At 71.2% G+C, this 22,520-nt stretch carries 22 protein-coding genes; 14 read left to right on the forward strand and 8 right to left on the reverse strand.

Features of this window, described 5'->3' with window-relative positions:
• Positions 1-88 precede the first annotated feature (88 nt).
• The 5 genes from ACFZDL_RS03775 to ACFZDL_RS03795 all read left to right on the forward strand — a co-directional run bounded on the left by ACFZDL_RS03775 (position 89) and on the right by ACFZDL_RS03795 (position 4,276).
• On the forward strand, positions 89-1,174 hold the full coding sequence (locus tag ACFZDL_RS03775) for an S-(hydroxymethyl)mycothiol dehydrogenase (RefSeq protein ID WP_353591199.1): 1,086 nt from the start codon (positions 89-91) through the stop codon (positions 1,172-1,174).
• Complete coding sequence (locus ACFZDL_RS03780) at positions 1,171-1,800, forward strand: MBL fold metallo-hydrolase (protein ID WP_353591200.1); 630 nt, start codon at positions 1,171-1,173, stop codon at positions 1,798-1,800. The genes ACFZDL_RS03775 and ACFZDL_RS03780 overlap by 4 nt, the downstream gene beginning before the upstream one ends.
• 114 nt (positions 1,801-1,914) lie before the next feature.
• A complete protein-coding gene (locus ACFZDL_RS03785; protein WP_353591201.1) occupies positions 1,915-2,088 on the forward strand; it encodes a hypothetical protein in 174 nt (57 codons plus the stop codon).
• 137 nt (positions 2,089-2,225) lie between these two features.
• Positions 2,226-3,200 carry a dTDP-glucose 4,6-dehydratase gene (gene rfbB / locus ACFZDL_RS03790; RefSeq protein ID WP_353591202.1) on the forward strand — a complete coding sequence of 325 codons (975 nt, stop codon included), beginning with the start codon at positions 2,226-2,228 and terminating at the stop codon, positions 3,198-3,200.
• 122 nt (positions 3,201-3,322) lie between these two features.
• Positions 3,323-4,276 (forward strand): DUF5996 family protein, encoded by a 954-nt coding sequence (locus ACFZDL_RS03795; protein ID WP_353591203.1) that lies wholly within the window; start codon positions 3,323-3,325, stop codon positions 4,274-4,276.
• Between the two features lie 50 nt (positions 4,277-4,326).
• Here the strand turns inward: ACFZDL_RS03795 and ACFZDL_RS03800 are convergent, their stop codons facing one another.
• Both ACFZDL_RS03800 and ACFZDL_RS03805 read right to left on the reverse strand, forming a co-directional pair.
• Entirely contained in the window at positions 4,327-5,523 is a 1,197-nt protein-coding gene (locus ACFZDL_RS03800) for a serine hydrolase domain-containing protein (protein WP_353591374.1), read from the reverse strand.
• Between the two features lie 51 nt (positions 5,524-5,574).
• Positions 5,575-6,507: an alpha/beta hydrolase gene (locus ACFZDL_RS03805; RefSeq protein ID WP_353591204.1), complete on the reverse strand. Its 933-nt coding sequence runs from the start codon at positions 6,505-6,507 to the stop codon at positions 5,575-5,577.
• Positions 6,508-6,624: 117 nt separating this feature from the next.
• On the opposite strand from ACFZDL_RS03805, the gene ACFZDL_RS03810 reads away from it, so the two are divergent.
• Positions 6,625-7,659 (forward strand): helix-turn-helix domain-containing protein, encoded by a 1,035-nt coding sequence (locus ACFZDL_RS03810; protein ID WP_353591205.1) that lies wholly within the window; start codon positions 6,625-6,627, stop codon positions 7,657-7,659.
• Between the two features lie 14 nt (positions 7,660-7,673).
• Here ACFZDL_RS03810 and ACFZDL_RS03815 read toward each other — a convergent pair whose 3' ends face one another.
• On the reverse strand, positions 7,674-8,102 hold the full coding sequence (locus ACFZDL_RS03815) for a hypothetical protein (protein ID WP_353591206.1): 429 nt from the start codon (positions 8,100-8,102) through the stop codon (positions 7,674-7,676).
• A 440-nt stretch (positions 8,103-8,542) separates the two neighbouring features.
• On the opposite strand from ACFZDL_RS03815, the gene ACFZDL_RS03820 reads away from it, so the two are divergent.
• From ACFZDL_RS03820 to ACFZDL_RS03835, 4 genes are all read left to right on the forward strand, one after another.
• Positions 8,543-11,071: a PA14 domain-containing protein gene (locus ACFZDL_RS03820; RefSeq protein WP_353591207.1), complete on the forward strand. Its 2,529-nt coding sequence runs from the start codon at positions 8,543-8,545 to the stop codon at positions 11,069-11,071.
• 220 nt (positions 11,072-11,291) lie between these two features.
• Positions 11,292-11,519, forward strand: coding sequence for a ferredoxin (locus ACFZDL_RS03825; RefSeq protein WP_353591208.1), 228 nt, complete (start codon positions 11,292-11,294; stop codon positions 11,517-11,519).
• Entirely contained in the window at positions 11,509-12,903 is a 1,395-nt protein-coding gene (locus ACFZDL_RS03830) for an FAD-dependent oxidoreductase (protein WP_353591209.1), read from the forward strand. Before ACFZDL_RS03825 ends, ACFZDL_RS03830 begins: the two co-directional genes overlap by 11 nt.
• A gap of 42 nt (positions 12,904-12,945) precedes the next feature.
• Positions 12,946-14,181, forward strand: coding sequence for a cytochrome P450 (locus ACFZDL_RS03835; protein WP_353591210.1), 1,236 nt, complete (start codon positions 12,946-12,948; stop codon positions 14,179-14,181).
• 59 nt (positions 14,182-14,240) lie between these two features.
• Here the strand turns inward: ACFZDL_RS03835 and ACFZDL_RS03840 are convergent, their stop codons facing one another.
• On the reverse strand, positions 14,241-14,930 hold the full coding sequence (locus tag ACFZDL_RS03840) for a haloacid dehalogenase type II (protein ID WP_353591211.1): 690 nt from the start codon (positions 14,928-14,930) through the stop codon (positions 14,241-14,243).
• Between the two features lie 84 nt (positions 14,931-15,014).
• On the opposite strand from ACFZDL_RS03840, the gene ACFZDL_RS03845 reads away from it, so the two are divergent.
• Together ACFZDL_RS03845 and ACFZDL_RS03850 are read left to right on the forward strand one after the other, a co-directional pair.
• Positions 15,015-15,629, forward strand: coding sequence for a CGNR zinc finger domain-containing protein (locus ACFZDL_RS03845; RefSeq protein WP_353591212.1), 615 nt, complete (start codon positions 15,015-15,017; stop codon positions 15,627-15,629).
• Positions 15,622-16,590, forward strand: coding sequence for a hypothetical protein (locus ACFZDL_RS03850; protein WP_353591213.1), 969 nt, complete (start codon positions 15,622-15,624; stop codon positions 16,588-16,590). The genes ACFZDL_RS03845 and ACFZDL_RS03850 overlap by 8 nt, the downstream gene beginning before the upstream one ends.
• A 99-nt stretch (positions 16,591-16,689) precedes the next feature.
• On the opposite strand, the gene ACFZDL_RS03855 is transcribed toward ACFZDL_RS03850, so the two are convergent.
• From ACFZDL_RS03855 to ACFZDL_RS03865, 3 genes are all read right to left on the reverse strand, one after another.
• Positions 16,690-16,992, reverse strand: a complete 303-nt coding sequence (locus tag ACFZDL_RS03855; RefSeq protein WP_353591214.1) for a hypothetical protein — start codon at positions 16,990-16,992, stop codon at positions 16,690-16,692.
• A 68-nt stretch (positions 16,993-17,060) separates the two neighbouring features.
• On the reverse strand, positions 17,061-17,888 hold the full coding sequence (locus ACFZDL_RS03860; RefSeq protein ID WP_353591215.1) for an MOSC N-terminal beta barrel domain-containing protein: 828 nt from the start codon (positions 17,886-17,888) through the stop codon (positions 17,061-17,063).
• 18 nt (positions 17,889-17,906) lie between these two features.
• Complete coding sequence (locus ACFZDL_RS03865; RefSeq protein WP_353591216.1) at positions 17,907-18,575, reverse strand: O-methyltransferase; 669 nt, start codon at positions 18,573-18,575, stop codon at positions 17,907-17,909.
• A gap of 92 nt (positions 18,576-18,667) precedes the next feature.
• Between ACFZDL_RS03865 and ACFZDL_RS03870 the strand changes: the two genes are divergently transcribed.
• Positions 18,668-19,564, forward strand: coding sequence for a winged helix-turn-helix transcriptional regulator (locus tag ACFZDL_RS03870; protein WP_353591217.1), 897 nt, complete (start codon positions 18,668-18,670; stop codon positions 19,562-19,564).
• A 260-nt stretch (positions 19,565-19,824) separates the two neighbouring features.
• On the forward strand, positions 19,825-21,495 hold the full coding sequence (locus tag ACFZDL_RS03875; protein WP_353591218.1) for a SpoIIE family protein phosphatase: 1,671 nt from the start codon (positions 19,825-19,827) through the stop codon (positions 21,493-21,495).
• Between the two features lie 7 nt (positions 21,496-21,502).
• On the opposite strand, the gene ACFZDL_RS03880 is transcribed toward ACFZDL_RS03875, so the two are convergent.
• A complete protein-coding gene (locus tag ACFZDL_RS03880; protein ID WP_353591219.1) occupies positions 21,503-22,486 on the reverse strand; it encodes a zinc-binding dehydrogenase in 984 nt (327 codons plus the stop codon).
• Positions 22,487-22,520: the final 34 nt, after the last annotated feature.

The following is a 22,520-nucleotide window of genomic DNA, read 5'->3' on the forward strand; positions in this document are numbered from 1 at the left end:
GCACGATCCGCAACAAGCCTGTTCTCCCTCACCCGTTCAGTACATCCGGCCGAAGCCATGTCGGCCGACCCCGACAAGGAGCTCGACAGTGACACACGAGGTACGCGCCGTTGTCGCCCTGGAGAAAGGCGCCCCGGTTTCGGTGGAGACCGTCCTGGTGCCCGACCCCGGCCCGGGTGAGGCGCTGGTGCGGGTGGAGGCCTGCGGTGTCTGTCACACCGATCTGCACTACCGCGAGGGCGGGATCAACGACGAGTTTCCCTTCCTGCTCGGCCATGAGGCCGCCGGCGTTGTCGAGGCGGTCGGTGAGGGCGTCACCGACGTCGCCCCCGGCGACTTCGTGATCCTCAACTGGCGCGCGGTCTGCGGCACGTGCCGGGCCTGCCGCAAGGGCAAGCCGTGGTACTGCTTCGCCACCCACAACGCGACCCAGAAGATGACCCTGGCCGACGGCACCCCGCTCTCCCCGGCCCTGGGCATCGGCGCCTTCGCCGAGAAGACCCTCGTCGCCGCCGGCCAGTGCACCAAGGTCGACCCGACGGCCTCGGCCACCGCCGCGGGCCTGCTCGGCTGCGGGGTGATGGCCGGATTCGGCGCCGCGGTCAACACCGGTGCCGTGGGCCGGGGCGACTCGATCGCGGTGATCGGCTGCGGTGGCGTGGGCATGGCCGCCATCGCGGGCGCCAAGGTGGCCGGCGCCTCGAAGATCATCGCCATCGATGTCGACGAGCGGAAGCTGGAGTGGGCCGTGAAGTTCGGCGCCACCGACACCGTCAACTCGGCCAAGAGCGACGCCGTCGAGGCGGTCCGCGAGCTCACCGGCGGCTTCGGCGCCGACGTGGTGGTCGATGCCGTGGGCCGCCCGGAGACGTACAAGCAGGCCTTCTACGCCCGCGACCTGGCGGGCACCGTCGTCCTCGTCGGTGTTCCCACCCCGGAGCTGACCCTCGACCTCCCCCTGCTGGACGTCTTCGGCCGCGGCGGCGCGCTGAAGTCCTCGTGGTACGGCGACTGCCTGCCCTCCCGCGACTTCCCCGCCCTCATCGACCTCTATCTGCAGGGCCGCTTCGACCTCGGCGGCTTCGTCAGCGAGAAGATCACCCTCGACGAGGTCGAGGCCTCGTTCGAGAAGATGCGCCGCGGTGAGGTGCTGCGCTCGGTGGTGGTCCTGTGACCGCCCGGATCGAGCACCTGGTCACGTCCGGGACCTTCCAGCTGGACGGGGGAAGCTGGGACGTGGACAACAACGTCTGGCTCATCGGGGACGACGACGAGGTCCTGGTCATCGATGCCGCACACGACGCGGCGGCGATCGCCGCCGCCGTCGGAGAGCGGCGCCTGGTGGCCATCGTGTGCACCCACGCCCACAACGACCACGTCAACGCCGCCCCGGCGCTGGCCGACCGCCTCGGGGCGCCCGTCCTGCTGCACCCGTCCGACCACGCGCTGTGGAAGGCCGTGCACCCGCGGCGGCAGCCGGACGGGGACCTGGCCGGCGGCGACGTCCTCACCGTGGCCGGCACCCACCTGACCGTGCTGCACACACCCGGCCACGCTCCCGGCGCGATCTGCCTGTACGCGCCGGAGCTGGGCGCCCTGTTCTCCGGCGACACTCTCTTCGAGGGCGGCCCGGGTGCCACCGGCCGCTCCTACTCCGACTTCCCGACCATCATCGACTCCATCCGCCACCAGTTGCTCACCCTCCCTGCCGACACCACCGTCCACACCGGCCACGGCGGCTCCACCTCCATCGGCGCCGAAGCACCCCAGCTCGACGCCTGGATCGCCCGCGGATACTGACCACCCCGCCACCGCACCCCAACCGGACACCGGAACCCCGACCCGCCGCTCCATCAGTCGCCGTTTCCCCATAGGATCACGGGGCTCGGGCGCATGCCGGTGGGGGGAGACAGGATGAATCGCGGACAGAGGGCAGCTACGCGGGCCGGGGTGGGAGTCTTCGTCCTGGCCGGCTGCGTGCTGGTGGTGGACGGCGTGCTGCAGCACCATGACGCGCGGGCGGCTGCGGTGGCGGTACTGACCGTCGGCCTGCTCGTGGTGGCCCGCGGCTCCCGCCGGTCGTCGTAGGCGGCGACCAGGGCGCGGGCCTCCTTGCGGCTGGTGCCCGCCGGCCGCGAGGAAAGGCGGAACTTCTCTCACGCCGCCGCAGATGCACTACGGTCGGCGTCTGAGGGAGATTGCCCAGCAAGGCTGAAAGGCGGCCAGTGCGCATACTTGTCACCGGGGGTGCCGGGTTCATCGGCTCGCATTTCGTCCGGCAGGCGACACAGGGTGAGTACCCGGCTTTCGCGGGAGCCGAGGTGGTGGTCGTCGACAAGCTGACCTACGCGGGCCGGAGGGAAAACCTCGCGCCCGTATCCGGCAGCCCCGCGCTGCGTTTCGTGGAGGGCGACATCTGCGACGGGCGGCTGATGCGGGAGGCGATGCGGGGCGTCGACCTCGTCGTGCACTTCGCCGCCGAGTCGCATGTCGACCGCTCCATTTCCGAGGCCGGGGAATTCGTGCGGACCAATGTCCTGGGTACGCAGACCCTGCTGACCTGTGCGCTGGAGACGGGAGTGGGCAAGTTCGTCCATGTGTCGACCGACGAGGTCTACGGGTCGCTCGACGCCGACGGCACCCCCTGGACGGAGGAAGAACCCCTCGCCCCCAACTCCCCCTATGCGGCCTCGAAAGCGTCGGCCGACCTCATGGTGCTGGCCTTTCACCACACCCACGGACTGCCGGTGTGCCTCACTCGCGGCTCCAACACCTACGGCCCGTACCAGTATCCGGAGAAAATCATCCCGCTGTTCGTCTCCCGTCTTCTCGCCGGGCGAAAGGTGCCGCTCTACGGCGACGGCGCGAACATCAGGGAATGGCTGCACGTCGACGACCACTGCCGGGGGATCGCCTTGGTGGCCGAGGGCGGCGAGCCCGGTGAGATCTACAACGTCGGCGGCGGAACGGAGCTGACCAACCGCGCGCTGACCGAGCGGCTGCTCGAACTGCTCGGCATGGACCACTCGATGGTGGAGCAGGTGGCCGACCGCAAGGGGCACGACCGGCGGTACGCGATGGACATCTCCAAGATCTCCGGCGCCCTGGGCTACAAGCCGACGGTGCCGTTCGAGGACGGGCTGGCGGCCACGGTCGACTGGTACCGCGGGCATCGCGGCCTCTGGGGAGACGGCGCATAGCCATGGCCGACCAGGAGAAATCCTGGCCGGCGTAGCACAATGGGTACGAGATGGCATCGCGGTTGTGTCGTGGTGCCGCCCGGGCGACTCGCCGTTCCCATCGACATGTGGGGAGGTTCGTCGTGAGCACATCCATCAAGGTGTGGCCAAGGCTGGTCTACGGGGAACTGGCTCCCATGGTCGCCTTCGTGAACCGATTGGTGCAGGTCGCGGGCAAGTACACGCTCGACGAGCCGTTCGAGGTCGGCTGGGGAAACATCGTTCTCGAGGTCACGCCCCGCGGGCTCAGGACACCGACGCTGCGGAGGCGGGATGTGACCTTCACCGTGCATTACCGCCTGCTCGACGGTGACGTGGTCATCGAGGCGGACTCGGGCTCACGGACCGTGCCGCTGTTCGACGAATCGCTGGCCGCGTTCCACGCGTCGTTCTGCAACGCGGTGGGCCAACTCGGCATCCGCAGCCCCGGGTCTTCCTTGATCTGCGAGATTCCCGGTGCCGCCGCGGCCTTCGGAGATGATCGCGTCGAACGTCACTGGGATCCCCACACCGCTCGGCTGATCTGGACCGCGCTGAACCTCGTCGCCGGCGGGCTCGAGGCGTGGCAGGCGCCCTTCCAGGGGCACCGCCCCCGGGTCGGTGTGATGTGGGGCGGCTTCGACCTCTCCGCCACGCGGCACCGCGCACGGCCCGCCACGCCGCCGCCCCACGGCCCGGCGTTCCTGCGGAACGCCCAGGTCGAGGAGTATCTGGCGGTGGGGTTCTCCTTCGGGAATCCCGAGGCGCCGGATGTGGGTATGTACGCCTACATCTGGCCCCAGCCGGACGGCCTCGAGGGCCGGTCCTGGGGGGTCGACGGCGCGGCCTGGCATCCTGACGCCGGTCTGGTTCTGCTGCCGTGGGCCGTGCTCAGGGAGACAGCCGACCCGCACCAGGCCATCGTCACGTTCGGCGATGCCGTCTACGACGCCGCAGTGGAGACCGCGGGCTGGCCGTCGGACCTCGTCGGGCCCCGCTGCGACGGCTGGTACATGAGCAGGACGCCACCTCCCGTGGCCCAGGCCCCGCACCACTGACCTCCGCCGGGACCGGGCCGGTCACGAGCCGAGGGCTCCCGGGCGCCGCGCTACGCGGCCCTCCTGGGCCGGGCGTCTGCGGTACCGCACATCGCCTGCCGGTACAGCGTCGACAGCGCGTCGTCGATGGGGTGGGGCTGCGGCTTGCCCGAGGAGTCCGGCTTGTTCCACCTCATGAGGTTGATCGCGACGGACATCTGGCGCTTACCGTCGGCCCGGGTCATGGACATCGTTCCGGCTCCCCACACCGTGCCGGTGTTGCCCCAGAAGGTGGCGCCGTCCGGCGTGCCGACCTTGTGCAGACCGAAGCCGTAGTCGACCGTCGACCCGTCCAGGGCGACGACCGGGCCCGTGCGCTGCATCTGCGCCAGCGACGACTGGCCGACGATCTCGCCGTCGAGCAGCTTGCCGAAGAAACGGTTGAGATCCTCCATGGTCGATATCAAAGAGGCCGTCAGCCACACCCAGGACATGTTGTAGACGCTGTAGTCGCGCGGCGGGTCGATCAGGCCGTACAGGGCCTCGTATATCCGTGGGTGCGGGCTCTCGATATGCGTGCCGGTCGGAAACTCGGTGTGCCGGAGCCCGGCGCGCTCGATCACATTCTCGGTGACGTACTTCTCGGCCGGGGTGCCGGTCACCTGCTCAAGGAGTTGGCCCAGGAGCACGTAATTGGTGTTGGAGTACACCCCTTTAGGGCCTCCGGGCTCGCAGACGGGCGGCGCCGCGAGCCCCATCTCGATCAGCTCGGCCGGGTCGAACTGCCGGAACCGGTTGTCGTCCACCTTCTCGGGCGAGATGTCCGACAGAGAGGGGACACCACGGACGGACGAAAACGCGGAGGGGATGTAATCACAGATGCCGCTGGTGTGGTTGAGCAGCATCCGCACCGTGATCGCGCTGCCGCGCTCTCCCGGTACCAGCCGCGGCAGATAACCGCCGATCGGCGCGTCGAGTTCGATCCGATCCTGCTCGACCTGCTGCATGATGGCGGCGGCGGTGAAGGTCTTGGTGATGCTGCCGACGCGATGGCGCATCTCGGGGCTGACGGGACGGCCGGTTTCGACATCGGCGACCCCGGAAGCGCCGCGCCATGTCCGGCCGCCGTCGCGCACCTCGGCGAACACCCCCGGCATCCCCGCCCGATGGACACCGTCCAGGGCGGACTGAAGCGCCGCGGGATCGAGATCGGTCGACGAGCCCGCGCCGTCGGCCGCCACGTCGTATGCCTCGTTGGGTTCGGTTATCAAGACATCAGTCCTTTCATGCTCCATGAGTGCGTCGGGGACTTTCCCCGTTCAGGACCCGTTCAGGGCGCCGTTCACAGCCCCGTTCAGCGCGCGGCGCAGGGCGGCGCCGAGCTCGGCGTTCTGCCGCTGGGAGACCTCGGCGGACAGGATCGCCTGCGATCCGTGGAAGGTGCCGGGCCACTGGTGCAGTTCGACCGACACGCCCGCCTGCAGCAGGCGCAGCGCGTACGCGATGTCCTCGTCGCGGTTGGGACACAGCTCCGCGGTGGCGATATAGGCCGGTGGCAGACCGGACAGATCGGCGGCCCGCGCGGGGGCGGCGTACGGTGTCGCGGCCTGGGAGCCCAGATACTGCCGCCACGCGGTGGTGGCCTTGTCGCGAGTGAACCAGGGCGTGTCCGTGAAGTTCCGCGCCGACCACGTCTCCTGCCGGTCGTCGAGCCCCGGCTGGTTGAGCAACTGGAAGCAGATCGCGGGCCCCCGCTCGTCACGCGCCCGCAGCGCCAGCGCGGCCGCGATCCCGCCACCGGCGCTGTGCCCTCCGACCGCGATCCGCGCCGGGTCGACACCGAGTTGGCCCGCGTGCTCGGCCGTCCAGTTCAGCACGGCGTAGGCGTCGTCCAGGGCTGCGGGGAAGCGATGTTCGGGGGCCAGCCGGTAGGCCACCGAGATCACCACCGCGCCGGAGCCGGAGGCGATCCGGGCGGCCCACGGGTGCTCGGTGTCCAGGCTCCCCATGACGAATCCGCCGCCGTGCAGCCAGACGATGGCGCCCTGCGCCTGGTGCTCCTGATGCGGCCGGTAGATCCGTACCGCCACGTCCGGATCGGCGGCCACCGTACGGTCCTCGATCTCCATGTCCGCGGTGTCCGGTGCCGGGATGGCGGCGGCCAATCCGGCCAGGCTCGTCCGCGCGGTGGACGGCTCGGTCAGATCGGTCCGGGGGAACAGCGGAATGAATGCTTCGAGTTCGGGATCCATGACGACCATCCTCACGGCCGTCCCCCGAGGGGTCATCCGCCATCCGTCGCGCATCCCGCCCCGATCGCGCACCGACCGGCGCTCCTGTCCGTGTTCCCGTCCTTCTATCCTTCTGCCATGGAGGCACTGGCCGTACGGCTCTCGGGACTCGATCCGTACGTCGATGGCGCGATCCGCATCGTTGCGTTCTACGACACCCTGATGCGCCGCCGGGTGGATCTCCCGGCGCTCGCCCGCGCCTCGGCGGGCCTGGCCGAGTGCGTGGCCGGAATACGACTCCACGGCACGGGGCGGACGATCCGCGTCTCGCCCCATGGCACACAGGCGCCGGCCCCGCAGCCGCCCGCCTCCACCACGGTGCCGATCACCCTCGACGACGAGGAGATCGGCACGGTGTGGCTGGAACGCCCCGGCCCGCCGGGCCCCCTCGACGAAGTCCTCCTCGACCGGCTCGCCATCGCGGCCGCGGCGGCCGTCGAGCGGTACGGCCCGGCCCGCACCACCATGGCCGACCCCGCCCTGGTCGAACTGGCGATCAGCGCCGACAGCGACGAGGCGGCCAGGGCGCGGGCGCTGCGGCTGCTGGGCTTCGCCGCCGATCTGCCGGTCCACGTCGTCGCCGTACACGCCCGGCTCCCGCTCGACCGGATCGGCGGCCTGATCTGCCCGGCCCGCCCGGTGAAGGCGGCGCCACTCGCCGAGGTGGGCGTCATCCTGGCCACCACCGTGGACACGGCCCGCTTTCCGGCGGACGTACGCGCGGGCATCGGCGCCGCCGGAAGCCCCGACCGATCCTGGCGGCAGGCCCGCACCGCCCTCCGCTTCACCACCCCGCGGGAACCCGTCGTCCGCCACACCGACCTGGGCGCGCTGGCGCTCCTGGCCGAGATACCCCCGGACGCCTCACGCGACAACGCCGATGTGGCCGCCATCGCCCGCATCGCCGGCACCCCGGAGGACATGGCGGTGCTGGACGCCTACTGCGCCACCGGCTCGCTGCGCCGGGCCGCCGACCTCCTCCATCTGCACCACAGCAGCGTCGCCCGCCGAGTCGACCAGATCGCCAGAACCCTGGCCATCGAACTCACCGGACCCACCGGGCTGACCCGGGCCAGGGTCGCCCTCACCACATGGCGGCTGCACCACGGCTGAGCACCGCGCTCACCTCACACCGCCAGGGCGAAGCAGACCACCGCAAGCACGGCGCCGCCCAGGACCAGCGACAGCGCGACCCGCCCCGTCGGCGTGCCGCGCACCGGCCGCTTCACAGCGAATAGCTCGTCTCCGGCCCTGAACCGCCGGTTGACGGCCCAGGCCGACAAGCCGAGCCCCGCCGCGACGCAGCCGACGAAGAACACCCCGGCCGACAGCCACACCTCCCCGGCGCCGGCGGGCAGATAGTCGCCACCGTCCCGCCGCACCTGTATCCGGTCGCCCCTGCGGCCGTCGGACTCGAGGCTCGCGTCCGGGTCGACGGTGCGGCCGTCGTCGGAGCGGAAGGTTCCGCCGCACATCCTCGTCACGCTGTGGTCGCGGCCCGTGCCGTGTTCGGTCCAGCATCGCCCGACGGTCAGCGTGCCGGGTTCTCCCGCCAAGCCCCCGGCGTACACCGCGCCATGGACCGAAGAGGCCCAGAGGCAGAGGGCCATGACGAAACACAGCAGGGCCACCACCCCGCTCGCCGAGCGGCGATAGGGCGGTCTTCCGAATCCCATCCTGTTGACGTCCGGCTCCCGCCCCACCGCGTTTCCCCCGTCATCGATTCCGCCTGCCTGGCACGCGAGGCACGAGTGCCTTGGTCTGGACTTGAGGCCGGGAGCCGTGCTCTCATGCCAACTGCCTCTGCTGACAACGTTGTACAGACTGAAGCACCGAGCCGCCACCCTTCCTCAGTCAAGGAGGATTCGTGCGCATCAGATCGTTCAGTCCGTTCAGACCGCGTATTTGGTTCAGACCGCGTATATCATTCGGACCACTGAGAAGCCGTGTCGCCCTGCTCGTCGCGGCGGTGCTGGGGGTCGCGGGACTGTCCGCCATGCCCGCCGCGACGGCCGCGGACGATCCCCCCGAGGTCCACGGCCTCAAGGGCGAGTACTACACCCAGTCCGCCCCCGGCGCCTTCGACTTCCACGAACTCAAGGCCACCGGATTCGATCCGCGGCTCGACTTCGACTCCCTGGAGTCGCGGCTGAGGTCCGCCACCGGCCGGTCGGACGACGTCAGCGTCCGCTGGACCGGCCGGATCGTACCGGAGAAGACCGGGCCCACCACCTTCTCGATCACCGGGGACAACGGCTTCCGCCTCTGGGTCGGCGGCACGCTCGTCATCGACCACTGGGTGGACGACTGGGACCGCGAACAGACCAGCGAGCCGGTCGAGTTGACCGCGGGCACGGCCTACGACATCAAGGTCGAGTACTTCGAGCACTACGGCGGCTCCAACCTTCACGTGCGCTGGACCCCGCCCGGCGGCACGAAGACGGCCATTCCGCAGTCCGCCTTCCTGCTGCCCGAGGGCTACGACTACAACGGCGCCATCGCCACCACGGTCCTGGGGGACGGCCGGACGCTCCGGCTCGACTTCGCCCAGCCGCTCCAGGCGCCCCCGGCCGAACTCGCCGACCACCTGACCGCTGTGGTCGGCGGTGCCACCTGGCCGCTCGGCGAGGCCCGGCTGAATGGGGCCGACCCCACGTCGCTGTTGGTCGCGCTGAAGGAGCCCGTCGTCGGCAACAGGACCGGCACCGCACGCGGCACCGCCGATGTCCGCTACGACGGAACGGGCGGCCTGACCGGCACGGACGGCAACGTTGTCAGATCCTTCTGGAGCAGCGGGGCCAACCACTCGACGTATGAACTGCGCACCCGGTGGGCCGACGACGTCACCCCGGCCAACGCCCACCGCGAGTACCCGAGACCGCAGCTGACCCGTGGCGACTGGCAGAACCTCAACGGCACCTGGCAGTTCGCCGCCGCCAAGGCGGGCGAGCAGCCGCCAGTGGGCAGGGACCTCGCCGAGAAGATCCTCGTCCCGTACCCCGTGGAGTCCCAGCTGTCGGGCATCGAGCGGCACGAGGACCGCATGTGGTACCGGCGCACCTTCACCGTCCCGGCGGACTGGAAGATCGGCTCGGGCAAGCGGCTGCGGCTGAACTTCGGCGCGGTCGACTGGCGGACGCAGGTCTATGTCAACGGCGCCAAGGTCGCCGATCACCAGGGCGGCTACGACAAGTTCGGCGCCGACATCACCGACGCTCTGGGGCCGGGCCGCACCCAGGAGCTGATCGTCGGCGTCTACGACCCGACCGACGCCGCGAGCGGCGAGAACCCACCCCTCGGCAAGCAGCGCCTCGACCCCAGTGGCATCTGGTACACACCCTCCTCGGGCATCTGGCAGACGGTGTGGCTGGAGCCGGTCGCGGCCGACCACGTCGAGTCGCTGAAGCTCACGCCGGATGTGAGCGCGGGCACCCTGACGGTCGAGCCGCGGGGCGTACGGGACGGCCTTCCGGTCACGGCGACGGCGTACGAGGGCAAGCGGCCCGTGGCCACCGCCACCGGGCGCAGCGGCACCCCGCTCACCCTGAAGATCCACAATCCGCGCCTGTGGTCGCCCGGCGATCCGTTCCTGTACGACCTGAAGGTGAGGGTCGGCTCCGACCGCGTCGGCAGCTACTTCGGTATGCGCTCCATCGCGGTCGAGAACGTCAACAGCACCCCGCGCACCGTCCTCAACGGCACACCGGTGTTCATGATGGCCACCCTCGACCAGGGCTTCTGGCCGGACGGTCTGCACACCGCGCCGAGCGACCAGGCCCTGGCCTACGACCTGCGGATGCACAAGGCCATGGGCTTCAACGCGGTACGCAAACACATCAAGGTCGAACCGGACCGCTGGTTCTACTGGGCGGACCGGCTGGGCCTGCTCGTCTGGCAGGACATGCCCGCGATGACCGCGGGGGTGAACCCGGACGCGGAGTCCCGCGCCGAGTACGAGCGCGAGCTGAAGCAGATGATCGACCAGCACATCAGCAGCCCGTCGGTCGTCATGTGGGTCACCTTCAACGAGGGCTGGGGCCAGTACGACATGGCCCGCATCGCCGACCAGGCCAAGGCCTGGGACCCGACCCGGCTGGTCAACAGCATGTCGGGCCTCAACCTCGGTGCGGACGGCGGCACCGGCGACATCATGGACGAGCACGGCTACCCGAGCCCCGCGCTGCCCCCGCACCCGGACGGCAGACGCGCCCTGGTCAGCGGCGAGTACGGCGGCCTCGGCCTGGCCGTACCGGGACACGCCTGGTCGGTCCAGCAGTCCTACGTCGACGTCGACCCGGCCACCTACACCGACGACTACCTCACCAAGCTCGCCGAGGTGCACGCCCTGGCCTGCCGGGGCGGCAACGGCGCGGTGTACACCCAGATCACGGACGTCGAGGGCGAGCTCAACGGGCTGCTCACATACGACCGTGAGGTCATCAAGCCCGATGTACGACGGCTCAAGTCGGCCCACGAGGCGCTGATCGACGACGCGTCGCGGGCGACCCCCGCCGACTGCGCCTGAACCGGAGCCGCCCGGCGGACGTCTCCCGTCCCGCCGGGCGGCCCCGTCCGCGTCCGCGCGCGGCCCGGCGGACTCCGGCGACGTCGGGGCCACTCCCGCTTTGCGATCAAGTCCCAAGGGGACGATGCTGGTGGGGAGGCATGCCGACCGACCGTGTGGACCGAGCGCAGGGGCCGCGGAGCCTGGGGCGGGCGTGGCCCGAGCAGGGAGCGGGTTCCAGATGAGACTTGTCGTCGACCTCAATCGGTGCCAGGGATTCGCGCAGTGTGTGTTTCTCGCCCCGGACGTGTTCACCCTGCACGGCGAAGAGGCGCTGATCTTCTCCCCCCGGTTCGACGAGACGCAGCGTGAGCAGGTGGAACAGGCCGCGGCGGCGTGTCCGGTCCAGGCCATCCTCGTCGACTACTCGGACGAGCCGACGAAGGGGGTGGAGCCCCGTGTCGGCTGAGAGTGACGTCGAGGTCCTTCGGCAAAGGGGCCGCATCGTCATCGTCGGTGCCTCGCTGGCCGGTCTGCGCGCGGCGGAGACCCTGCGCGACATGGGGTTCACCGGATCCCTGACCATGATCGGCGATGAGCCGTACGAGCCGTACGATCGGCCGCCGCTGTCCAAGCAGGTGCTGCTGGGGCGGGCGCGCGCCGAGGACACCGCGCTGCCGCGGCGGCGCGAGATCGACGCCGAGTGGCGGCTGGGAGTGGCCGCCGAGAGCCTGGACCGGTCCACCAAGCGGGTACGCCTGGCCGGCGGCGACACCGTTGCCTACGACCGTCTGCTGATCACCACCGGCACCCGGGCCCGGCCCTGGTTCCACCCGGAACAGGCGGCGCTCGACGGGGTGTTCGTGCTGCGTACCCGCCAGGACGCCACCCGGCTGTACCGGAAGCTGGTCGCCGGCCCGTCCCGGGTGCTGGTGATCGGCGCCGGTTTCACGGGGTCCGAGGTGGCCTCCGCCTGCCGGGAGCGGGGTCTGGAGGTCACGGTCGCCGAACGCGGCCCGGCGCCGCTGGTGGGCGCGCTCGGCGGGGTCGTCGGTGATGTGGCGGCCCGGCTGCAGCGCGACCACGGGGTGGATCTGCGCTGTGGCACCAGCGTGACCGCGCTGGAGGGCGACCAGGCGGGACGGCTCAGACGCGCCCACCTGTCCGACGGATCGGCGATCGACGTGGACGTGGCGGTGACCGCGCTCGGTGCCATCCGGAACACCGAATGGCTCGCCGGCTCCGGGCTGGCCGCCGGTCCCCGGGGGATCGCCTGCGACGCCGGTTGCCGGGTGTTCGACGTCAACGGCATCGTCACCGATGACGTCTACGCCGCCGGTGATGTGGCACGCACCCCCCACCCGCTGTTCGACTACCAGTTCCTGGCGCTGGAACACTGGGGCAACGCGGTCGAGCAGGCCGAGATCGCCGCCCACAACATGATCTGCGCCGCGCCCGACCGCAGCCCGCACCTGTGGCTGCCGACGTTCTGGTCCGCCCAGTTCGGCGTCAACGTCAAGTCCGTGGGTGTCCCCACCATGGGCGACCAACTGGTCGTCACCCAGGGGACACTCGCCGAGAAGCTGTTCGTCGCGGTGTACGGGTACCGCGGCCGCGTCATCGCCGCGGCCTCCTTCAACAGGGGAAAGTGGCTGGGGTTCTACCGGGAGCAGATCGAGGCCAACGCGCCGTTCCCGCCGGAGTACCGCGTGGTCGACCGCCGCACCGAGACGCTGCAGCCGGTCGATCCCGCGTTGCCCGACCCCCATCTCCCCACCCACCAGCCCACCGTCACGCTGACGGGCCACTCACCGAGCGAGCGTCGTGTCCAGTTCGTCCCGTCGCGGGCCTGACGACCACCGGCCCTGGGCCGCCCGGAGCCCCTAGGAGACACCATGACGCTCGGCAGCATGTCCGCGCGCATCAACGACTACGCCAACCGGGCCGATCCCTACCCGCTCTTCGCGGAACTGCGCAAACAGCCGGTCCTCCGGGAGGACGACGGCACCTGTCTGGTCAGCACCTACTACGAGGTGAAGAGCCTGGCCAACGATCCGCGGCTGAGCAACGACACACGCAACCGCGCACCCGGCCACGCCCGCTTCGGGGAGTCGCGCCAGGACACGGGCCTGCCACCGAGCTTCATCTTCACCGACCCGCCCGAACACGACCGGCTGCGCGACACGGCGAACCGCCCGTTCGGCCCCCCGCACAGCCCCACGTTCCTCCACGACCTGCGCGCTGACCTGGCCGAGGTCGTCACCGAACTGCTCGACGCCTTCGAGGGCAAGGACCAGGTCGACATCGTCGACGACTTCGCCTACCCCCTTCCCGTCACGGCCATCTGCAAGGTCCTCGGCGTGCCGCGCGAGGACGAACCGCGCTTCCACGGCTGGGCCGACGCCCTGGCGTCGGGAGTCGACCCCCACCCCGGCGACGACGGCGGCCAAAGCGGCCAGGAGCGGGCGGACGAGGCACGCCAGGAGCTGGGCGCCTATCTGTCCGACCTGATCGACGCCTCGCGCCACCGCCCCCGCCCCGGAATCCTCAGCGCCCTCGCCCCCGAAACCGGCCCCGGCCGCGGCATGGCCCCGGCGGACCTGGTGGCCACGGCGGTGCTGCTCCTGGTCGCCGGCCACGAGACCACCGTCAACCTGATCACCAACACGACACTCACCCTGCTGCGCCACCCCGACGTCCTCCGGCGGCTGCAGAACGACCCTGACCTGGCCACCCCCCTCATCGAGGAGGCACTGCGCTACGAGCCCCCGGTCCAGTTCGTCCCGTGGACCACCGCCCTGGCCGACATCGACGTCGCCGACACCACCATCCCCAAGGGCTCCCCGGTCTGGCTCATGCTGGCCGCGGCCAACCGGGACCCCAAACGCTTCGATGACCCCGACCGGTTCATACCCGACCGCAAGGACAACGAGCACCTCGGCTTCTACACCGGCATCCACTACTGCTTCGGCGCCCCGCTCGCCCGCATAGAGGCGCGGCTCGCCCTGCCCGAACTGTTCCGCCGGGTCACGAACTTCCGGCTGCTCGAGGACCCGCCGCCCTACCGCGCCAACGCCGTGCTGCGCGGCCCCCGCCACCTGCCCGTGGCGATCGAGGGCCACACGGCCTGAGCACCGGCCCGCTGCCGCCCGTTCCGCGGCGGTTCGGGCAGCGGACGGAGCGGCGGCCCTCAGGCCTCGTCGAGTTGGCCGGCCAGGTCGGCCAGGTCGTCGGCGTACAGGTCGAACCGGTCCGAGGAGGTGGGCGGGTCGCCGACGGGGCGGGCGACGTAGGCGGTGCGCAGGCCCAGGCCCTGCGCTCCGCGCAGGTCCCAGGCGTGGGCGGCGACCATCAGCAGCCGCTCCGGCGGTCGACCGGAGACGGTGACAGCCAGTTGGTAGACCGCCGGGTCCGGTTTGTAGGTGCGGGCGTCTTCGGCGGACAGGGCCTGGTGCCAGCGCAGTCCGGCGTGGGCGTTGAGCCCCAGCAGCGCCGTCCGGCTCGCGTTGGAGAGTCCGATCAGCGGGAACCGTTCGGCGAGCCGGGCGAGCCCCGCCACCGTGTCCGGCCACGGCGGGAGCCGGCGACCCGACTCGGCCAGGGCCGCGATGGCGGTCGGGTCGTCGATACCGGCGGCGTCGGCGACGAGGTGGGCGGCCTCCCGGTCGAGGAGGTCACTGGCGAGGTAGGGCCGGTCGCCTTCGAGGATACGGCGCTGCTCGCGGTCGATGTGCTGCCGCCACAGCGACAGAAGCCGCTCGGTCCCGGCGTCGTCGAGCGACGGGTCGAGTGCCCGGATGCCGGCGCGGAGTCCGGTGGGTTCGTCGACGAGCGTGCCGAGCACGTCGAACACGACGGCGTCAATCGCCGGCTCTGGCATGGGCGAGGCCTCCCGGACGAGCTGTAAGGGCTAAACTGGCTTTTAGCCGAACGTAGGGGAGGTCCGCAGAGGATGCAAGTCGCGTTGGACGATTACGTGTGGGCCGCGGGAGTCGCGACCGAGCTGGTCAACACCACCGCCGAGGTCTGGCGCGGCGACGACCACCTGCCCGACCTCGCCGCCCTCGTCGCGTTCACCGATCTGCACGGCGGCCAGTCCCCGCACGACGGCGTACCCGGCGCGCTGTCCGAACTCGCCCGCCGCGCACGTACGGCCGACCTCGACGCGGTCCACGCGCTGAGGACGACCGTGCGCGGCCTGATCGACCACCCCGACCGCGACCACCTCATCGCCGGCGCCACCGCCCTCACCTCGCCCGCCCGGGGCGCCACCCTGATCCCCGACCCCGCGGGCAGGAACCGCACACGCTGGGCCGCCCCGCTCCGCGACGGGGCGACCATCGCCGACGCCCTCTCGCTGATCTGCGGCATCGGCATCCTCGGGGCCGTCCACACCCTCGGCGAACAGCGATTCCGCCCGTGCACCGCGCCCACCTGCCGGGGGGTGTTCATCGACACCACCCGCCCCGGCAGCCGCCGCTACTGCATGCCCGGCCTGTGCGGCAACCGCGTCAACGTCGCCAACCACCGCGCCCGCCGAACCGCTACGCGCGACCGATTATCCTGCCCGGATGTCTGACACACGTTTGGTTCTGAGCAGCGTGGCGCCCGGCGGCCGGATCGACGACCTTGCCGTGGTCGATGTGGACGGGGAGCCGCTGGTGGTGTGCACCGGCTTCTACAAGTTGTGGACGTGGGCTCCGCTGCGGGACGAATGGCTGGAGCGGCCCTTGGCGTACGCTTTCGCCGAGTACCCGGCTGCCGAGAACGACATCGACTCGGTTGCCGTGGCCACCTTTGACGGGCGCGTGGTGCTGGCCGCCGGCGGTGATGAGCAGGGAGCGGCCATCTGGGACCTGCACAGCGGCGAGTTGCTGCCCGGGACGGCCTACAACACGCCCTATGTCTCGTCCATCGCCACGGTGAAGAACGAGGGGCCACCGCTGTTCGTGGCGAGTAGTGGGGTCCACTGGGACGGAGTCCGGGTGTGGGGGCCCGGCGGGGAGCCGCCGACGGAGCTGGAGGCCGGCTGCGTCTGGGGGCTCGCCACCGCACGGATCGACGGCCGCTCGCTGGTCGCCGGGGGCGAGGAAGAGGGGGTGACGGTATGGGATGTCGCGAATGGCGAGCAGGTCGCGTCGTTCTATGTGGACGACGGGCAGGAAGCTTACGCTGTCGGTTTTTCCCAGCTCGACAGCCGTCCCGTCGTCGTGGCGGGCACGGACTCCGGACAGCTGTACGTGTTCGACCTGTTCGGGAACGAAGACGACGAGCCGGTCCACGAACCGGCCACCGGTCATGAGGGCAGGATCAACGCCTTGGACATCGCCATGGTCGGCGACCGGGCGATCGCGGTGACCGGCGGCGAGGACGGGACCGTGCGGATCTGGGACCTGGCCGGCGGCCGACCGATCGGGCCGTCGCTGACCGGCCACGATGCGAGCGTCGAGGCCGTGGCGGTCACCACGATGCGCGATCGCCCGGTCGCCCTGACCGCCGGCCGCGACGGCGTCGTACGCGTCTGGGACCTGACGCTGTAACAGTTGCCCGGGCAGGCGGGTCCGGCGGTGCTGCGGCGACCAGCTGCGCCGACGTTTGACCGCGCCTGTGCCGTGTCCGGCCGGTGCCTGGCTGGGCGACTACGGCTCGGTCTCCCACTCCTGCCCGCCCTCCGCGGACGCATCATCGCTGATCAGTTCCACCACCAGCCGCAGTTGCTCCGCCGCTTCGGCACGCTCCGATATGTCCAGGGTCGCCAGCAGGTCGTCGAACTCGGCCTGCCAGGCACTCGCGACGACGGCGCGTGCCACGGTCTGCCGGAGAACCGAGCGATCCAGCTGTGTGTCCCGCAGCAGCGTCCTCAGCGCCCGGGCCACCTCGTCCGCCGCATCGTCGGCGTCCTCGGAAGTGATTCCCTGCGCGGCCAGCGCTTGGGCGAGCACTGGGTCCCCGGGAAGGGCGCGCAATCGTCGGCAGACTGGTCGGCGAGGGCTTCCCCGCCGTCACCCGGCTACAGTTCGGCCTCGCCCCATGCGGTGACGGTCACCTCGTCTCCGACGGACACCTTGCCGGCCCGGAGGACCGCGTGCTTCACGCCGAAGGCGACCCCGCCCTGGGCCGCCCGCCGGTAGCCGGCCAGGGTACGCAGCGGCTCCGGGCCGTCCTTCCTCCCGGACTCCTGTTGGACCATGGTGACGGCGCAGCGGATGGCGAGCTTGGCGTAGCCGAGTTCGGCCTCACCGATCGTGAGGCGGTGGGCCTGGTCCTCGGTGTGCGGCTCGTCCCAGCCGTCGACCACGATGTTGGGGCGGAAGCGGTTGGCGGGGACGGGTGGCGCGCCGCGTTCGGCCAGTTTCCGGTCGAGCAGTTCGAGGGTGGCGCGCGAGATGACGTGCAGGGCGCAGCTGTCGGCGTAGCCGGAGGTGCCCGGTGTGCGGCCGTCGGTCACCCGGTGGTGGTCGGGCGGCACCCGGACCAGGCGGCTGGGTGTGCCGAGGGATTCGGAGAGCCATTCGGCCGCGACGTCGCCCTGGTCGATGCCACGGTAGGCGGTGCCGAAGAGGTCGACCGGGCGTGCGGGGCCGGCGGTGTCGACACGCAGGTTCAGCGGCTCGGCGCCGACGGCGTCGAGGGTGAGGTGGCGGCCGTCGGGGCTGATGGCGGGGTGGATCAGGGCGAGCCGGGGGTCGCGGCGCTGGGTGCGGAAGACGCCCTGTGGACTGACGACCATGAAGCTCCGGTCGTGGGCGAGGCCGGCGGGCGTCACCAGCGCCTCGTCGGCCGACGTGGCGGCGCACCCTTTGACGGGGTAGTACGACAGCTCGACAACGCGGGCCATGGATGTCGTCTCCCTTCGTCAGTCGGTGACGAGGGCGAGGGTGAAGCCGTCGTAGCCCTTGGCGCCGACGGTCTGCACGGTGGTGGCGGCCAGCCGGGGGTGGGCGGCGATGAGCTCGGTGAAGCGGCGCACGCCGTGGACGCGGGGGTCGGTGCTGGCCGGGTCGGTGACCGCGCCCTCGCGGACGACGTTGTCGCCGACGATGACGCTGCCGGGCCGGGTGAGCCGCAGCGCCCACTCCAGGTAGTCGGGGTTGGACGGCTTGTCGGCGTCGATGAAGACCAGGTCGAACGGGCCCGCGCCCTCGTCCGCCAGCCGGGGCAGGGTGTCAAGTGCCCGGCCGACGCGCAGGTCGATGACGTGGTCCAGGTCGGCGCGCGCGAAGTTGGCGGCGGCGACGGCCGCGTACTGCTCGTCGGCCTCCAGGGTGACCAGACGCCCGCCCTCGGGCAGGGCCCGGGCGAGCCAGATGGTGCTGTAGCCGCCGAGGGTGCCGATCTCCAGGATCGTGCGGGCGCCCTGCGTCCTGGCGAGCAGATGCAGCAGTTTGCCCTGGTTCGGTGCGACCTGGTGCGGCGGCAGACCGGACGCTCCGCTCGCGGTGACGGCCGCGAGGAGGGCGGCGTCCTCCTCGACGAGCAGGCTGTTGAAGTAGTCGTCGACGGCGGTCCAGGTCTGCTGGGACACGAGTGGGTTCCCTTTCTGTACGCACTGAGTTTCCTATGGGAACCTACTATGGGGGCGGGACAGCCTGTCAACCGTGTTTTGAGGAGGGCGATATGGGTCCACGGCGTGTGGCCGACGACGCCTGCGGCATCGCGCAGGCCGCGGCAGTGGTGGGCGACTGGTGGAGCCTGCTCATCCTCCGGGAGATCGCCCGCGGACACCTCCGCTTCGACCGGCTCGCCGACGAGCTCGGCCTCTCCCGCAAGGTCCTCGCCGAACGGCTGCGCACCCTGACCGACCACGGCGTCCTCGAACGGCGCCGCTACCAGGACCGCCCGCCCCGCCATGAGTACGTGCTGACCGAACAGGGCCGCGGGCTGGTGCCCGTCCTGGTCTCGCTCCAGGACTGGGCCGACCGCTGGCTGCTCGGCGACGGCACCCTCACCGGCCACTCCCCCGACGACGGCGCCGAGGCCCGCCGGGTCGCAGCCCTGGTCGGCGAGCCCGTCCCGGCCGGCCTGCGCCTGCCCGGAACCGACGGCCGTGACCATGACCCCGTCACCGCCCGGACGACCGTCCTGTTCGCCTACCCCGCCACCGGCACCCCCGGCGTCCCCGCCGACCCCACCGGGCCGCCGGTCCCCGGCAGCGCGGGCTGCACGCTCGAGAACCGCCAGTTCCGCGCCGCCTGGCCCGACTTCCGGGCGGCCGGCATCGCCGTCCGCGGGGTCAGCACCCAGTCACCCCGGGAGCAGGCCGCCTTCGCCCACGCCGAGGACCTGCCCTTCCCCCTGTTGTCGGACGCCCAGCTCCAGCTCACCGCCGCGCTGCGCCTGCCGACCTTCCGCGCGGGACAGAACCTGCGCGTCAAGCGGCTGATCCTCGTCATCGGGCCCGACCGCGCCGTACGGCACGCGCTGTTCCCCATTCACGACATCCCCGCCGCGGTGGAACACGCCCTCGCCCTCGCTGAACGAGCTTCGACACAGGACTTGCGCGAATTGCCCTGATCATCCGCTGGGAGCGGATCACCCCTGTGGGTGACCACATCATGCCGATTCAGGCGATACGGTCTTGCGGGAAGATCCGGACCAGTTGCCGGACCTGCGGCCGGCCGCCGTTCCCTCGTCGTCACACGGGCCCGACCGGCGCCCGGCACTACGTCAAGGGGGCCTCGTTGCTGCCTGAGGCATCACCATGCGCTCCGCACCGCGTCGGCCCGGACCGGCCGGACACGGTCGGTGCGCGAGCGGAAGCGGATGCGGCCAGAATGACGTTCCTCCGGGAGGCGATCAGCCGTATCGGCGCCACCCTGGACCTCGGCCACGCGGCCCGCGCCCTGGTCACCTCGGCCGTCCCGCGGTTCGCCGACTTCGCCTCCGTCCACCTGCACGATCACGTCACCGCCCAGGACGACGCCACCGTGCCGCAGCAGCCGCCGGGCTCTGTGGTGATGCACCGTGTGGCGAGCGCGCACACCGACGACCCCGGCGCCGGAGAACTCCACGCGGAGCGGACCTTCATCTATCGGGCCGACACGGCCATGACCCGGTTTCTCGCACTTGTCGAACCCGTCCTCATCCCCCGGGTCGACCAGGACATCCTGCGGCAGCTGCCGCAGGAGCTCGACAGCCCGGCCGCCCGGTCGGTGCTCTCCGGCTCCTCCGTCATGCTGGTGCCGCTGACCGTGCGCGGCCTGGTCCTCGGCTTCTTGGTGTTCGGACGGAAACCGGAGCGGCTCGCCTTCGGCCCGGTGGATCTGGCCGCCTGCCAGGAGATGGCGGAGCAGGCGGCCCTGTCCTTGGACAACGCCCGCCTCTACAGCCATGAGGCCAGGACATCCGCCGTGCTGCAGCGCAGCCTCCTGCCCACGCGGCCGCCCCGCCTGCCGAGCGTGGAGATCGCCTACCGGTACCACCCCTGCAGCCGCACCACCCAGGTGGGCGGCGACTGGCTGGACGTCATCCCGCTGCCCCGCCACCGGGTCGGCCTCGTCATCGGCGATGTGGCGGGCCACGGGCTGCACGCCGCCGTGGCGATGGGCCAGCTGCGCACCGCGGTCAGGACCCTCGCCACCATGGACCTTCCCCCCGCCCAGCTGTTGGCCCAGCTCGACCAGTTGGCGCAGCACCTCGGCCACGTCCCCCTGACCACCTGTCTGTACGGCATCTACGACCCCCTCGCGCGCCGAGCCGTCTTCGCCAGCGCCGGCCACCTGCCGCCCGTCCTCCTGCGCCCCGACGGCACCGACGAACTTCTCGAGATTCCCGTCGGGGCTCCGATCGGCGTGGGAAGCACCGCCTTCGACATGCTGGACGTGTCCATCGACTCCGGAAGTCTTCTCGTCCTCTACACCGACGGCCTGGTGGAGGCACGCGGGCACGACATCGAGGAAGGGCTCCTCGCGGTGCGCTGTGGCCTCACCGCGGCCCATCCCTCGCTGGAGGAGGCATGCGAATCCCTTCTCCGGCAACAGCACCCCAACGGCGACCACGACGACATCGCCGTCCTCATGGCCCGCCTCCACAGCATCCCCGACGACAAGGTGGCCACCTGGCACTTTCCGCCGCGGCCCGAGCAGGTGAGCGTCGCCCGGCGACGGGTGCGCGACACCCTCACGGCTTGGGGTCTTCACCCCTTGTGTGACACCACCCAACTCCTCGCCGGCGAACTGCTCACCAACGCCATCCGCCACACCACGCACCCGGTCGGCCTGCGCCTGGTCCACACCGACACGCTCCTGTGCGAAGTCACCGGCGACCAGCAGATCACGCCCATGCTCCCGCACACCCCCGGCGGCCAGGCCTCCCCCTGCGCCATCACCCTCCTCCAGAGGCTGACCACGCGATGGGGCTGCTCCGACACCTCCGCGGGAAGAACCGTCTGGTTCGAAAACGACCTGCCCGCCCCGGGGTCGCGCGCGACCGCGCGCCGGCCGTGACGCCCGATCACCACGCGGCCGGCGCGGCGGGTTCGATGACCGCCTTGATGAACCCATCCGGCCTGCGGACCGCGTCCCGGAACGCGGCGGGCGTCTCATGGAGCGGGTAGCGGTGTGTCAGGAGGTCGGAGGGGTCCAGTTGGCCCGAGTCGACCAGCGCCATCGCGGTACGCATGCCCGCCAGGATCGTGGTCGGATCGCGAAAGTGTGCGTTGGCGATCCGGAACGCATGCTCGTTCCAGCTCGCGAGGTCGACCGTCCGGGGCTCCCCCTGGTGGTAGCCGACGATCGCGATCGTGCCGCTGGTGCGGGTGACCTGGCCGGCGAGGGTGAGGGCGTCCTGGGCGCCGGTGGCCTCGTACGTCACGTCCGCGCCCCCGTGCCCGGTGGAGGCCGCGACGACCGTGGCGAGCGATTCGGTGCGCAGGTCCACCACGCGTGTCGCGCCCTGCTCGGCACAGCGGGCCAGGGCGGCGGGTCGGCGGCCCGCCACGATGACCGATCGGGCGCCCTTCAGGACGGACAGACGTTGGATGAGCAGGGCCATGAAGCCTGTTCCGATGATCACCACATCGGCCCCCACCCGCGGAGCGGCGAGTTCGACGGCGTTGACGCAGCACGACAGCGGCTCGGTCACGGCCGGGAAGACGTTGCCGGGGCGGGCGGGTACGGCGTGACGCGTCTCGATGACCATGAGTTCGGTGAATCCGCCGCCGGGTACCCAGGCCGCGACGTGATCGCCGACGGTGAGCGGCCCTCCCTCGTCGTCCGGCGCGATCTCCTCGACCACACCGGCGACTTCATGACCTATCTCGACGGGATAGTGATCTGATCTGCCCAGCCACTGATCGGCCTCGGATGCGCACAGACCGCACTGGGTGACCCGGATCAGAGCCTGGCCGGTGCGTACCGGCTCGAGCCGCCTGTGTCTGATGTCGACCCGGCCGGGGCCGGTCAACAGGACCTGGGTGGTCGATGTGGTTGACGCCACGAGTACGGGCCTCCTTCATGGCCGGCCTGGCCGA

This window comes from Streptomyces sp. NPDC007917 (assembly GCF_042959105.1).
GTDB lineage: Bacteria > Actinomycetota > Actinomycetes > Streptomycetales > Streptomycetaceae > Streptomyces.